The 12,358-nt window shown below is 59.0% G+C and carries 14 protein-coding genes; all 14 read right to left on the bottom strand.

The window, feature by feature from the left end:
• Positions 1-29 precede the first annotated feature (29 nt).
• Positions 30-1,463 carry a PTS glucose transporter subunit IIBC gene (gene ptsG, locus ACJ8IM_RS13465; RefSeq protein ID WP_016928184.1) on the bottom strand — a complete coding sequence of 478 codons (1,434 nt, stop codon included), beginning with the start codon at positions 1,461-1,463 and terminating at the stop codon, positions 30-32.
• Positions 1,464-1,806: 343 nt separating this feature from the next.
• Positions 1,807-2,583: a metal-dependent hydrolase gene (locus tag ACJ8IM_RS13470; RefSeq protein ID WP_016928186.1), complete on the bottom strand. Its 777-nt coding sequence runs from the start codon at positions 2,581-2,583 to the stop codon at positions 1,807-1,809.
• A gap of 19 nt (positions 2,584-2,602) precedes the next feature.
• Positions 2,603-3,610 (bottom strand): DNA polymerase III subunit delta', encoded by a 1,008-nt coding sequence (gene holB, locus ACJ8IM_RS13475; RefSeq protein WP_033638046.1) that lies wholly within the window; start codon positions 3,608-3,610, stop codon positions 2,603-2,605.
• Complete coding sequence (gene tmk, locus ACJ8IM_RS13480; protein WP_033646442.1) at positions 3,610-4,248, bottom strand: dTMP kinase; 639 nt, start codon at positions 4,246-4,248, stop codon at positions 3,610-3,612. The genes holB and tmk overlap by 1 nt, the downstream gene beginning before the upstream one ends.
• Positions 4,238-5,263, bottom strand: a complete 1,026-nt coding sequence (gene mltG, locus ACJ8IM_RS13485) for an endolytic transglycosylase MltG (protein WP_033646443.1) — start codon at positions 5,261-5,263, stop codon at positions 4,238-4,240. Before mltG ends, tmk begins: the two co-directional genes overlap by 11 nt.
• A 13-nt stretch (positions 5,264-5,276) precedes the next feature.
• Positions 5,277-6,074, bottom strand: a complete 798-nt coding sequence (gene pabC, locus ACJ8IM_RS13490; RefSeq protein ID WP_015377453.1) for an aminodeoxychorismate lyase — start codon at positions 6,072-6,074, stop codon at positions 5,277-5,279.
• Positions 6,075-6,219: 145 nt separating this feature from the next.
• Positions 6,220-7,461, bottom strand: coding sequence for a beta-ketoacyl-ACP synthase II (gene fabF, locus ACJ8IM_RS13495; protein WP_033638042.1), 1,242 nt, complete (start codon positions 7,459-7,461; stop codon positions 6,220-6,222).
• Positions 7,462-7,543: 82 nt separating this feature from the next.
• Complete coding sequence (acpP, locus tag ACJ8IM_RS13500) at positions 7,544-7,780, bottom strand: acyl carrier protein (protein ID WP_004719003.1); 237 nt, start codon at positions 7,778-7,780, stop codon at positions 7,544-7,546.
• 154 nt (positions 7,781-7,934) lie between these two features.
• Entirely contained in the window at positions 7,935-8,669 is a 735-nt protein-coding gene (gene fabG / locus ACJ8IM_RS13505; protein WP_016928193.1) for a 3-oxoacyl-ACP reductase FabG, read from the bottom strand.
• An 11-nt stretch (positions 8,670-8,680) separates the two neighbouring features.
• Entirely contained in the window at positions 8,681-9,610 is a 930-nt protein-coding gene (gene fabD / locus ACJ8IM_RS13510) for an ACP S-malonyltransferase (protein ID WP_015377451.1), read from the bottom strand.
• 18 nt (positions 9,611-9,628) lie between these two features.
• A complete protein-coding gene (locus tag ACJ8IM_RS13515) occupies positions 9,629-10,582 on the bottom strand; it encodes a beta-ketoacyl-ACP synthase III (protein WP_025302411.1) in 954 nt (317 codons plus the stop codon).
• Positions 10,583-10,588: 6 nt separating this feature from the next.
• A complete protein-coding gene (plsX, locus tag ACJ8IM_RS13520; RefSeq protein ID WP_071883797.1) occupies positions 10,589-11,623 on the bottom strand; it encodes a phosphate acyltransferase PlsX in 1,035 nt (344 codons plus the stop codon).
• Positions 11,624-11,634: 11 nt separating this feature from the next.
• Positions 11,635-11,802 (bottom strand): 50S ribosomal protein L32, encoded by a 168-nt coding sequence (rpmF, locus tag ACJ8IM_RS13525; protein WP_004927778.1) that lies wholly within the window; start codon positions 11,800-11,802, stop codon positions 11,635-11,637.
• A 16-nt stretch (positions 11,803-11,818) separates the two neighbouring features.
• Positions 11,819-12,340, bottom strand: coding sequence for a 23S rRNA accumulation protein YceD (gene yceD, locus ACJ8IM_RS13530; protein WP_004927780.1), 522 nt, complete (start codon positions 12,338-12,340; stop codon positions 11,819-11,821).
• Positions 12,341-12,358 lie beyond the last annotated feature (18 nt).

A 12,358-nucleotide genomic window follows, 5' to 3' on the forward strand; every position in this document is an offset into this window, starting at 1 on the left:
CGCCTCCCTTGGTAACTCCCCTGCCTGAATCAGTGATTACGGATGTATTCGTCCATATCGGTTTTCAGGTTGTCGGACTTGGTGCCGAAGATGGCCTGCACTCCGGAGCCAGCGACGACTACGCCGGCTGCGCCCAGTTTCTTCAGGCCCGCCTGGTCAACTTTGGACACGTCGGCCACGCTGACGCGCAGACGGGTGATACAAGCATCCAGGTTAGTGATATTTTCTTTACCGCCGAAGGCCTGAACCAGCGCCGCTGACATTTCGGAACCGCCCTGCGCAGTCTGCTCGGCAGCGGTGTCTTCACGGCCCGGAGTTTTCAGATCCAGCTTGGCGATCAGCACGCGGAAGATGGTGTAGTACACCAGACCGTAGACGATGCCGACGATTGGGAACAGCCAGATTTTGCTGCTGTTGCCGCTCAGTACGATAAAGTCGATCAGGCCGTGCGAGAAGCTGGTGCCGTCACGCATGCCCAACAGGATGCAGATTGGGAACGCCAGGCCAGCCAGGATAGCGTGGATCACGTACAGGATCGGCGCGACGAACATGAAGGAGAACTCGATCGGCTCGGTGATACCGGTCAGGAACGAGGTCAGCGCGGCGGAGATCATGATGCCGCCGACTTTCGCGCGGTTTTCCGGCTTGGCCGAGTGCCAGATGGCGATGGCCGCAGCAGGCAGACCGTACATTTTGAACAGGAAGCCGCCGGACAGTTTGCCCGCGGTAGGGTCGCCCGCCATGTAGCGAGGGATATCACCGTGGAATACCTGGCCCGCCGCGTTGGTGAATTCACCGATTTGCATTTGGAACGGTACGTTCCAGATGTGGTGCAGACCGAATGGCACCAGAGCACGCTCAACCACGCCGTAAATGCCGAAGGCCACGACCGGGTTCTGATAAGCCGCCCACTGCGAGAAGGTCTGGATAGCCGTACCGATCGGCGGCCAGATGAAGGACAGCACTACGCCCAGAACGATCGCCGCCAGACCGGAAATGATCGGCACGAAACGCTTACCGGCAAAGAAGCCCAGGTATTCCGGCAGTTGAATGCGGAAGAAGCGGTTGAACATATAGGCCGCGATGGCGCCGGAGATAATCCCCCCGAGCACACCGGTATCCGCCAGGTGTTTGGCCGCAATCTCTTCAGCCGGCAGGTGCAGCACCAGCGGCGCAACCACCGCCATGGTTTTCACCATGATGCCGTAGGCCACCACCGCCGCCAGCGCGGAAACGCCGTCGTTGTTGGTGAAGCCCAAAGCGACGCCGATGGCGAAAATCAGCGGCATGTTGGCGAAGACCGAACCGCCCGCTTCCGCCATCACGTGGGAGACTACCGCAGGTAGCCAGCTAAAGTTGGCGGAGCCGACGCCCAGCAGGATACCTGCGATAGGCAACACGGACACCGGCAGCATGAGCGATTTACCTACTTTTTGCAGGTTTGCAAATGCGTTCTTGAACATAGTTGAGTGTGCTCCTGAGTAATAATGCTTTGCTACTTCTTGTCGCGATGATTCGCGCTGCAAGGGGGGGAGAAAAACCCCTGCAATTCAGGGTGTCTGAGCACCCCTTGAATTTATTACGCAGAGTAAAATAAATAGCCTGCGCAATGTTTGATGACAATCACGTTTCGATGATCGAGCCGCGGTAACTTTGTATAAACCGGCTGTTTTTTGGCAAAACAGACCAAAAAACACGCATCAATCACCTTGAAACGGGAGGGAACCTTACCCGTTTCAGTGATTAATTACGAGCTTAAAAAAAATTACGCAGACAATGACCTACAGCTATAGCCTAGGTCAAAGATCACAGTTCGAGGTGAAATAAACGTGAAAAGTTGGCGGTGGTGGCTTCGGCCAGTTGTTCCAAGCTGACGCCCTTCAATACCGCCATGTATTCAGCCACATCGCGCACATAGGCGGGTTGGTTTTCTTTGCCGCGATGCGGCACCGGCGCCAGATAAGGCGAGTCGGTTTCCACCAGAATGCGATCCAGCGGCACATAGCGCGCCACCTCGCGCAGCTGTTCGGCGTTGCGGAAGGTGACGATGCCCGAGAAGGAGATGTAGAAGCCCAGATCCAGCAGAGCTTCGGCCGTGGCCAGATCTTCAGTGAAGCAGTGGAGTACGCCGCCGCAGTCCTGTGCGTTCTCTTCACGCAGGATCGCCAGCGTGTCCGCGCGCGCATCGCGAGTGTGGACGATCACCGGCTTGTTCAGATCCCGGCCGATGCGGATATGTTCGCGGAAAGAGTCCTGCTGCAGCTCAAGGTTGTCTTTCTGGTAGAAGTAATCGAGCCCGGTCTCCCCCAGCGCCACCACCTGCTCCGCCGCCGCCAGGCGACGCAGTTCGGCGTAATCATACCCCTCTTCCAGATTGAGCGGATGCACCCCGCAGGAGAAGGCCACGTCGTTGCGCTCGCCGATCAGCTCGGTCATGGAACGGTAACCCGGCAGCGTGGTGGCAACCGCCAGCACATAGCCGACGTCGCGCGCCTTGGCTTTGGCCAGCGCATCGTCCACATTCTGGTGCAGCGTTTGATAATCCAGACTGTCAAGGTGGCAATGAGAATCGACTAACAACATAATTTTTAACTCTTTTACTTTACAGCGAATGAGGTTGGGAATAGCCGGCGGCGCCAAGCATCTGTTCCCAGCGAAGTAACTGTTCGGTCAGCAGCAGCTCGCGGTTGACGCCCACCACGCTGAGCAGCTGATGGCGGCAGTTCAGCCACTGCTGCACGATCTGCTGCAGCGAGGCGCTGCTCAGCAGGCTGGCCAGTTGATGCACCAGCGGCTGCTGATCCTGATTCAATACATAGTGATGCGCGCCCTGCTGCCACTTCATCGCGTCCACCAGCAACGCGCACAGCCAGTGCAGGCGCTCGGCGACGTCTTCATGGTTCAACACCGGCAGCAGCGACAGCATATCGCGCTGCGGCAACGCGGCGCTCAACGCGGCGCACAGGGCGCTGCGCTGTTGCCACTGCTGCGGCTGCAACAGCTGTTCGGCGGCCAGCGGCGCGCCGTCGTGCAGGCGCAGCGCCGTGAGGCGGTCCGTCTGAGAGCCGGCCGCCTGCCGGCCCAGCCACTGCAGGCTGAGCTGCTCATCCGGGCTGGCCAAATGCCAATACAGGCAACGGCTGCGCAGCGTCGCCATCAGCCGCGACGGCTCACGGCAACCCAGCAGAAAATAAGTTTTCTCCGGTGGCTCTTCCAGCGTTTTAAGCAGCGCGTTGGCCGCCGCTTCGGTCAGCTGTTCCGCCTGCGGCAGCCAAATCACTTTAGCGCCGCCCTGCTGCGCGTGGGCGTACAGCGTTTCAATCACCTGGCGGATCGGCTCGATGCCCAGGCTGCTCTTACCCTTTTCCGGCGCCAGCACGTGATAATCCGGGTGGTTTCCCGCCAGCATCAGCCGGCAGCTGTGGCACTCGCCGCAGCTTTTTTCACCGTTGCGCTGCTGGCAGATCAACCAGCGGCTCAGGCCGTAGGCCAGCGCATCGTCACCGTTGCCCGCCGCCGCGTGCAGCAGCAGCGCATGATGGCCGCGGCCGTCGGCGTACTGCCCAATCAGCTGGCGATAAGGGCCGTTCAGCCACGGGTACCAGTTCATTATGCGCCTTCCTGCTGCCGCAGCCAGTGGCCGACGCAGTCGCGGATCGCCGCGGTCACCTGCTCCAGCGGCTGGGCGGCGTCGACGGTGACGATGGTTTTATCCTGCGCCGCCAGCTCGAGATAGCGAGCGCGGGTGCGTTCGAAGAACGGCAGCGCCTCCTGTTCGATGCGATCCAACTGACCGCGCGCCTGTGCGCGTTGCAGGCCGACCAGCGGCGGCAGATCGAGATACACCGTCAAGTCCGGGCGAAAATCCCCCAGCACGGTGTCGCGCAGCGAGCTCATCAGCTGCGGATCCACGCCGCGGCCGCCGCCCTGGTAAGCCTGTGAAGAGAGATCGTGGCGATCGCCCACCACCCAGGCGCCGCGCGCCAGGGCCGGTTTGATCACGGTTTCCACCAGCTGCACGCGCGCGGCGTACAGCATCAATACTTCGGCCTTGATGGTCGGCAATTCGCCGTCGATGCCGCGCTTGAACAGATCGCGCAGCTTCTCCGCCAGCGGCGTGCCGCCCGGCTCGCGGGTGAAGACGATGTCGCTGACGCCGTGTTCGCGCAGCACATTGACCACCGTATCGCGCGCGGTGGTTTTACCCGCGCCTTCCAGCCCTTCGATAACAACGAATTTACTTTTCATTCTTTTCCTTTAACGCCTGACGGTACACGCGCACCGCCTGGTTATGGCTCGCCAGATTGGTGGTGAAGGTATGCCCACCCTTGCCGTCGGCGACAAAATAGAGATAAGGCGTTTTGGCCGGATTGGCGGCCGCCTGCAGCGAGGCCTCACCCGGCATGGCGATCGGCGTTGGCGGCAGGCCGGCGATCACATAGGTGTTGTACGGCGTCGGCGTCTCCAGATCCTTGCGCGTGATGTTGCCATTATAGCTTTCGCCCATGCCGTAGATCACCGTCGGATCGGTCTGCAGGCGCATGCCGATGCGCAAGCGGTTGACGAACACCGACGCCACCTTGCTGCGCTCTTCCGGCACCGCGGTCTCTTTCTCGACGATAGAAGCCATGGTCAGCAGCTCTTCCGGCGTTTTATACGGCAGGCTGGTGTCGCGGCCGGCCCAGGCGGCCTGCAGCGCTTTGTTCATGCGCACGTGTGCGCGTTTGAGCAGCGCGATGTCGCTCATGCCGGCGGTATACTGATAGGTATCCGGGTACAAATGCCCTTCCGGCGTTTCTCCCGCAGGAATGCCGAGCGCGGCGGCGATCTCCGCTTCGCTCTTGCCCGCCAGGGTGTGTTTCAGGTATTTGGACTGCTGCAGCACCTGCTGCCAGTCACGCAGGCGTGAGCCTTCGATAAAGCGTGCGGTGAACTGCGCCTCTTTGCCGCTGGCCAACAGTTTCAGCATCTGGCGCACCGTCATGCCCGGCGTGAACCGGTAGGTGCCGGCTTTAAACTCCGCCAGCTCCGGCTCCAGCTTCAGCAACCACTGGAACCAGCGGCCGTTGCGCACCAGCTTATCGCGCACCAATAGCCCTTCCAGCGCTACCCGGCCGGTGCCGGCCGGCAGTTTGAAGATGGTTTCTTGTTGGATAGCCAGTGGCGTATCGGCAAAGCGTTCGATCTTCTGGTAGCCCCAAAACAGCAGCGCCAATACCAGAACAACAATAATAGACAGGACCTTCAGCTTTCTTTTCTTCATCAATCAGCCATGGTTAACAGTGTGGACGCAAAAAATCATACAGCTGGCGCGAAGCATAGCGCCATGATTGCGCAGCGTTTACCGGCAGCAGCGGCATCAGCGCATTGCTCACCAGGACTTCGTCGGCATCGGCCAGCGTCTCCAGCGGTTCACTGACGCAGTGCAGACGGTATTCCGAGCCTGCCAGCAGCGCGATCACCCGCCGCCGCATCAGGCCGGCGACACCTGCCTGGCTCAGATCCGGGGTAAATACCGCTTTTCCCTTACGCCAGAACAAATTAGCCGCACAGCATTCCACCAGCATACCGGCAGTGTCAAGCACCAGCGCCTCGTCGGCGGCCGTCTGGTCAAGATGCGCGCGGATCAGCACCTGCTCCAGGCGGTTCAAATGCTTCAACCCCGCCAGCAACGGATTGCGCGCCAGCGCCACCGGGCTGAGCGCAAGCGTGATGCCCTGCTCGCGCCACTGCAGATAGTGCGCAGGGTAGCTGCTGCGGGCCACGATGCGCGTCGGGTTTTCGCACCCCGTCGGGCTGTAACCTCGCCCGCCGCTGCCGCGCGTCAGTATCGCTTTGACCACGCCGAGCGGAATTGATTCGGCCGCCAGCGCCATCTCCCGCTCGAAAGCCAGCCAATCGGTGGCGGGCAGCATCAGCCGCTGCGCCGCTTGCTGCAGCCGCTCCAGATGCCAGGGCAGCAGCTCGATTTTACCATCGATAACCCGGGCAGTAGTAAAGCAGCCATCGCCGAACTGCAGGCCGCGATCGCTCGGCGCCAGCGCATCGTGGCGTTGTCCGTTAATCCAGTACATGCTTCCTCCTGTTGCCGGGTGATTTCATTACGCTCGCAGGATAGCAGGCGGCGAGACGATACGCAGCCCCGCCGGCGGCCAAACGGCGGGCGTAAAAAAGCCCGGTTAAAAAACCGGGCTTTTCCTCAGCTATCCGCAGCGCGAATTACACTCGGCGGAAGATCAGCGAGCCGTTGGTGCCGCCGAAGCCGAAGGAGTTACACAGGCTGAACTCCATATCGCTGACCTGGCGCGCTTCGTGAGGCACGAAGTCCAGATCGCAACCTTCATCCGGGTTATCCAGGTTGATGGTTGGCGGTACCGCCTGATCGCGCAGCGCCAGCACGGTGAAGATAGACTCGATCGCGCCTGCCGCACCCAACAGGTGGCCAGTCATCGATTTGGTCGAGCTCACCAGCACGCGCTCTGCATCGGCGCCGAAGACGGATTTCACCGCCTGCGCTTCCGCCTGGTCGCCCGCCGGCGTAGAGGTGCCGTGCGCGTTGATGTAGCCGATTTGTGACGGGGTCACACCAGCGTCAAGCAGGGCATTTTCCATCGCCAGCGCAGCGCCTGCGCCGTTTTCCGGTGGCGACGTCATGTGATAAGCATCGCTGCTCATCCCAAAGCCCACCACTTCGGCGTAGATTTTCGCGCCGCGCTTTTTCGCGTGCTCGTACTCTTCCAGCACCATCATGCCGGCGCCGTCGCCCAGCACAAAGCCGTCGCGGTCTTTATCCCACGGACGGCTCGCCGCCTGCGGGTTGTCATTACGGGTGGACAGGGCGCGCGCTGCGCCAAAGCCGCCGACGCCCAATGGGGTGCTGGCTTTCTCTGCCCCACCGGCCAGCATCACGTCCGCATCATTGTAGGCAATGATACGCGCCGCATGGCCGATGTTGTGCACACCTGAAGTACAGGCGGTGGCGATGGAAATACTTGGGCCACGCATGCCGTACATGATTGTCAGGTGACCGGCAATCATATTCACGATGGTGGATGGCACGAAGAACGGACTGATTTTCCGTGGGCCACCGTTAACCAGTGAACTGTGGTTTTCTTCGATCAAACCCAGGCCGCCGATGCCGGAACCGATCGCGGCTCCAATGCGGCTGGCGTTAGCCTCGGTGATGTCCAGGCCTGCATCCTGCATGGCTTGCATGCCGGCAGCGATACCGTACTGGATAAAGGCGTCCATCTTGCGCGCATCTTTGCGCGAGATGAAATCCTCGGAATTAAAATTCTTTACCAGGCCAGCAAACTTGGTCGCATAGGCAGTGGTATCGAAATGGTCGATCAGGCTGATGCCACTCTGACCGGCAAGAAGAGCGTTCCACGTGGACTCTACCGTATTGCCGACAGGAGACAACATGCCCAGTCCGGTCACAACTACTCGACGCTTAGACACGTTTGTCCTCCAGGGAGGGAAAAATATGACACTAGGGATAGAAAAAACTTAGGCGGTCGAGCGACCGCCTAGATATGTTCTCTTACTGCTGGCTAGCGTTGATGAAATCAATAGCTGCCTGAACAGTAGTGATCTTCTCAGCTTCTTCGTCTGGAATCTCGGTGTCGAATTCTTCTTCCAGTGCCATTACCAGCTCAACGGTGTCAAGAGAATCAGCGCCCAGATCTTCAACGAAAGAAGCGTTGTTCAAAACTTCTTCCTGTTTAACACCCAGTTGCTCAACAATGATTTTCTTAACGCGTTCTTCGATAGTGCTCATACTCTTAAATTTCCTATCAAAACTCGCTTTCGCGATGGTTTTCGTAGTGTATAAAATGCTGAAAAAGATGCAACTAAATCCCGGCTGGTCAAACCACGATTTTACGCTATTTTGCGGTTTTTGCCTCAAATAACGCAAATGGTTTTCACATTTTTTAAATCATGTACATGCCGCCATTGACATGTAACGTTTCACCGGTGATATAGCCGGCCTCATCAGAGGCCAAAAATGCAACAGCGCTGGCGATTTCTTTAGCATCGCCCAGCCGGTTGGCTGGAACTGATGACAAAATGCCTGCGCGTTGATCATCTGTCAACGCCCGTGTCATGTCCGTCTCAATAAAGCCAGGTGCCACGACGTTGACCGTAATGCCACGCGAAGCAACTTCACGTGCCAAAGATTTGCTAAAACCAATCAGACCGGCTTTAGCCGCCGCGTAGTTCGCCTGCCCTGCGTTCCCCATGGTGCCGACAACGGAACCGATGGTGATGATACGGCCAAACCGCTTTTTCATCATAGCGCGCATTACCGCTTTTGACAGGCGGAATACGGAAGTCAGGTTGGTGTCGAGGATATCCTCCCACTCATCATCCTTCATACGCATCAGCAGGTTATCACGCGTGATGCCGGCATTATTCACTAAAATGTCGATTTCGCCAAATTCGGCGCGAATCGATGCCAGCACGCTGTCGATAGATTGCGCATCAACAACGTTCAACATAAACCCTTTGCCGTTTGCGCCCAGGTAGCTGCTGATCGCTTCAGCGCCGCTCTCGCTGGTCGCGGTGCCGATCACTTTGGCGCCGCGTGCCACAAACGTTTCTGCAATAGCTCGGCCAATACCGCGGCTCGCGCCGGTGACCAGAACGATTTTACCTTCGAAGCTCATCATTTTCCTCTTTATTGTTCAAGCGCCGCCGACAGGCTGGCGGTGTCGTTCACCGCCGCAGCCGTCAGGGTGTCAACAATACGTTTAGTCAGACCGGTCAGCACTTTGCCCGGCCCCACTTCCAGCAGCGACGTCACTCCCTGTGCTGCGATAAATTCTACGCTCTCGGTCCAACGCACCGGGCTGTACAGCTGACGCACCAGCGCGCTGCGGATCGCTTCCGGATCGTTTTCGGTGCGCACGTCGACGTTGTTCACCACCGGCACCTGCGGCGCGTTGAAGGTGATGTCCTGCAGCGCCACGGCCAGCTTGTCGGCGGCCGGTTTCATCAGCGCACAGTGCGAAGGCACACTCACCGGCAGCGGCAGCGCGCGCTTAGCACCGGCGGCTTTGCAGGCGGCGCCTGCGCGCTCAACCGCTTCTTTGTTGCCGGCGATAACCACCTGGCCCGGCGAGTTGAAGTTGACCGGAGAAACCACCTGCCCCTGCGCAGACTCTTCACACGCTTTGGCGATCGCGTCGTTGTCCAGACCGATGATGGCGTACATCGCGCCGGTGCCTTCCGGCACCGCTTCCTGCATCAGCTTGCCGCGCAGCTCAACCAGACGGATCGCCGCCTTGAAGTCCAGCACGCCGGCGCAGACCAGCGCCGAGTATTCGCCCAGGCTGTGACCAGCCATCAGCGCCGGCGCTTTACCGCCCTGCTGCTGCCAAACGCGGAAAATCGCCACCGAGGCGGCCAGCAGAGCCGGTTGGGTCTGCCAGGTTTTGTTCAGCTCTTCCGCCGGGCCTTGCTGCACCAGCTGCCACAGGTCGTAACCCAGGGCGGAAGACGCCTCGCCGAAGGTCTCCTCGACGATCGGGAACTGTGCGGCCAACTCGGCCAGCATGCCAACGGTCTGCGACCCCTGGCCCGGGAAAACAAAAGCAAATTGCGTCATTTTTTCTTCCTGTCCAAATCAGAAACGAACCAGCGCCGAGCCCCAGGTAAAGCCGCCGCCGAAGGCCTCCAGCAGCACCAGTTGGCCACGCTGAATTCGCCCGTCGCGCACCGCTTCGTCCAGTGCGGAAGGCACCGAGGCGGCAGATGTGTTGCCGTGACGATCGAGCGTCACCACCACTTTGTCCATCCCCATGCCCAGTTTTTTCGCCGTTGCGCTGATGATGCGCAGGTTGGCCTGGTGCGGCACCAGCCAATCCAGCTCGCTGCGGTCCATGTTGTTGGCCTGCAGCGTCTCGTCGACGATGCGCGCCAGCTCGGTAACCGCAACCTTGAAGACTTCGTTGCCCGCCATGGTGACATAGGCCGGCTTGTCTTGATTCTGGCGATCCTTGTACGGCAGCGTCAGCAGGTTGCCGTAGCTGCCGTCGGCATGCAGATGGGTAGACAGAATGCCCGGCGCTTCAGAAGCCCCCAGCACCACCGCCCCTGCGCCATCGCCAAACAGAATGATGGTGCCGCGATCTTCAGGATCCAGCGTGCGCGACAAGACGTCCGCGCCGATAACCAGCGCATGTTTGACCGCGCCGTTCTTCACGTACTGATCGGCCACGCTGAGCGCGTAAGTAAAGCCGGCACAGGCCGCAGCCAGATCGAACGCCGCGCAGTCTTTGATACCCAGCATTTGCTGCACCAGGCACGCCGCGCTCGGGAACGCGTGAGTGGTCGTGGTGGTCGCCACGACGATCAGCCCAATGTCTTCTTTAGCCACACCTGCCATTTCCAGCGCTTTCTCAGCGGCCTGGAAGCTCATCGTCGCGACGGTTTCATCCGCAGCGGCGATGCGACGTTCGCGGATACCGGTACGCGTGACGATCCATTCGTCAGAGGTATCCACCATTTTTTCCAAATCAGCATTGGTGCGCACTTGTACGGGCAAATAACTCCCCGTACCGAGAATCTTTGTATACATGTACGATCAGTCACTCTTAGGTAATACAGCCTCAAGGCGCGCAGCAATCCTTTCCGGGACTTGCCGCTGCACCGCCTGCACAGCCTGTTCGATTGCGACTGCAAACGCGTGAGGGTTCGCAGCGCCGTGGCTCTTGACTACGGTGCTGCGCAATCCTAACAGACATGCGCCATTATACTGGTCGGGGTTCAGGTGGCCGAACCGCTTAACCACCCGTTTTTGCAACCAACGGCCCAACAATTTCAGCCACCACGCTCGCTTGTTGCCGTCGCCGGACGATTTCAGCAGCGATAAGAACACCCTGACCACCCCTTCCATGGTTTTCAGGGTGACGTTGCCCACGAAGCCATCGCACACCAACACGTCGGTCTTGCCGGTGAGCAGCTCGTTTCCTTCCAGGTAACCAATATAGTTGATTGCCGGAGTATTTTTTAGCACAGCGGCCGCTTCGCGGATATTATCCAGGCCTTTGGTCTCTTCTTCGCCAATATTCAGCAGCGCCACCCGCGGTTGCGCAATGCCGATCACCTCTTCCGCCATCACCGCGCCCATCACGGCAAACTGCACCAGCATGGTGCTGTCGCACTCGACGTTGGCGCCCAAATCCAGCACCACGGTTTTACTGCGTTGCTGATTCGGGATCGCCGTCATCAGCGCCGGGCGCTCGATGCCTTCCAGCGGCTTGACCAACAGCTTCGCCAATCCCATCAGCGCACCGGTATTGCCGGCGCTGACGCAGCCCTGCGCTTTACCGCTGCTGAGCTGCTCGAGCGCAATACGCATCGACGTGCCGCGGCTGGCGCGTATCGCTTGTGAAGGTTTGGCGTCGCCGGCAATCACGGACTCGGCGGGCACGACTTGCAGACGCTCCAGAAGAACCGGATCGGCGTGGGCAAGCAAAGGGGAGATGACGTCGGGATTGCCGACCAGCAGGAGGTGAAGCTGTAAATTAGAGGCCAGTGCCTGCAACGAAGCAGGCACTGTGACGCAGGGACCGAAGTCCCCGCCCATTGCATCTAACGCCAGGGTTAGACGAGTCAAGGTATCGCTACTTAGCCGATAACCTTGCGACCGCGGTAGAAACCGTCGGCAGTGATGTGGTGACGACGGTGAGTTTCACCGGATACTTTGTCTACAGACAGAGTAGTCGTGGTCAGAGCATCGTGAGAACGACGCATGCCACGCTTGGAACGGGTTGGTTTATTCTGTTGTACGGCCATGGACCTTACTCCTCAATTACTTACGCTTTAAACTGGCTAATACGGCAAACGGATTCGGTTTCTCCGCCTCGGGAGGCAGTTGGCCAAATACCATGTCCGCTTCGGACACTTCACAGTGTTCAGATTCATGTACCGGAACGACAGGCAGTGAAAGAATAATTTCGTCTTCAATCATCGCCAACAGATCGACTTCGCCAAACTCGTCAACTTCGATCGGTTCGTACGCTTCCGGTAATGCCTCAGCCTGCTCATCATTGACGACCGGGCTAAAACAATATGTTGTGTGAACCTGATGTTCGAACGGGACTCCACAGCGTTGGCACATCAACGTTACCGTGACGTCCGCATGCCCTGTTATCACCGCGAGGCGTTGATTGTCGATATTGAACGACAACGACACCTCGACATCACTGTCCACACTGACCACGGAGTCGGCAACACGAGTAACCTGCTCAGGCGCATAGACACCAGCATAGTCCAGGCGTTTCTGAGCGGTACGTACCGCATCAATGGTCAAGGGTAATTTTACCTTTTGCATAGGGCGCGCATATTAACT

The organism is Serratia sp. CY33525 (assembly GCF_052169115.1).
Taxonomy (GTDB): Bacteria; Pseudomonadota; Gammaproteobacteria; order Enterobacterales; family Enterobacteriaceae; genus Serratia; species Serratia sarumanii.

Bases quoted from the DNA above. Each gene is read 5' to 3' on its own strand.
- ptsG (WP_016928184.1), bottom strand. From the start codon at position 1,463: ATGTTCAAGAACGCATTTGCAAACCTGCAAAAAGTAGGTAAATCGCTC.
- ACJ8IM_RS13470 (WP_016928186.1), bottom strand. From the start codon at position 2,583: ATGTTGTTAGTCGATTCTCATTGCCACCTTGACAGTCTGGATTATCAA.
- holB (WP_033638046.1), bottom strand. From the start codon at position 3,610: ATGAACTGGTACCCGTGGCTGAACGGCCCTTATCGCCAGCTGATTGGG.
- tmk (WP_033646442.1), bottom strand. From the start codon at position 4,248: ATGAAAAGTAAATTCGTTGTTATCGAAGGGCTGGAAGGCGCGGGTAAA.
- mltG (WP_033646443.1), bottom strand. From the start codon at position 5,263: ATGAAGAAAAGAAAGCTGAAGGTCCTGTCTATTATTGTTGTTCTGGTA.
- pabC (WP_015377453.1), bottom strand. From the start codon at position 6,074: ATGTACTGGATTAACGGACAACGCCACGATGCGCTGGCGCCGAGCGAT.
- acpP (WP_004719003.1), bottom strand. From the start codon at position 7,780: ATGAGCACTATCGAAGAACGCGTTAAGAAAATCATTGTTGAGCAACTG.
- fabG (WP_016928193.1), bottom strand. From the start codon at position 8,669: ATGAGCTTCGAAGGTAAAATCGTTCTGGTCACCGGCGCGAGCCGCGGT.
- fabD (WP_015377451.1), bottom strand. From the start codon at position 9,610: ATGACGCAATTTGCTTTTGTTTTCCCGGGCCAGGGGTCGCAGACCGTT.
- ACJ8IM_RS13515 (WP_025302411.1), bottom strand. From the start codon at position 10,582: ATGTATACAAAGATTCTCGGTACGGGGAGTTATTTGCCCGTACAAGTG.
- rpmF (WP_004927778.1), bottom strand. From the start codon at position 11,802: ATGGCCGTACAACAGAATAAACCAACCCGTTCCAAGCGTGGCATGCGT.
- yceD (WP_004927780.1), bottom strand. From the start codon at position 12,340: ATGCAAAAGGTAAAATTACCCTTGACCATTGATGCGGTACGTACCGCT.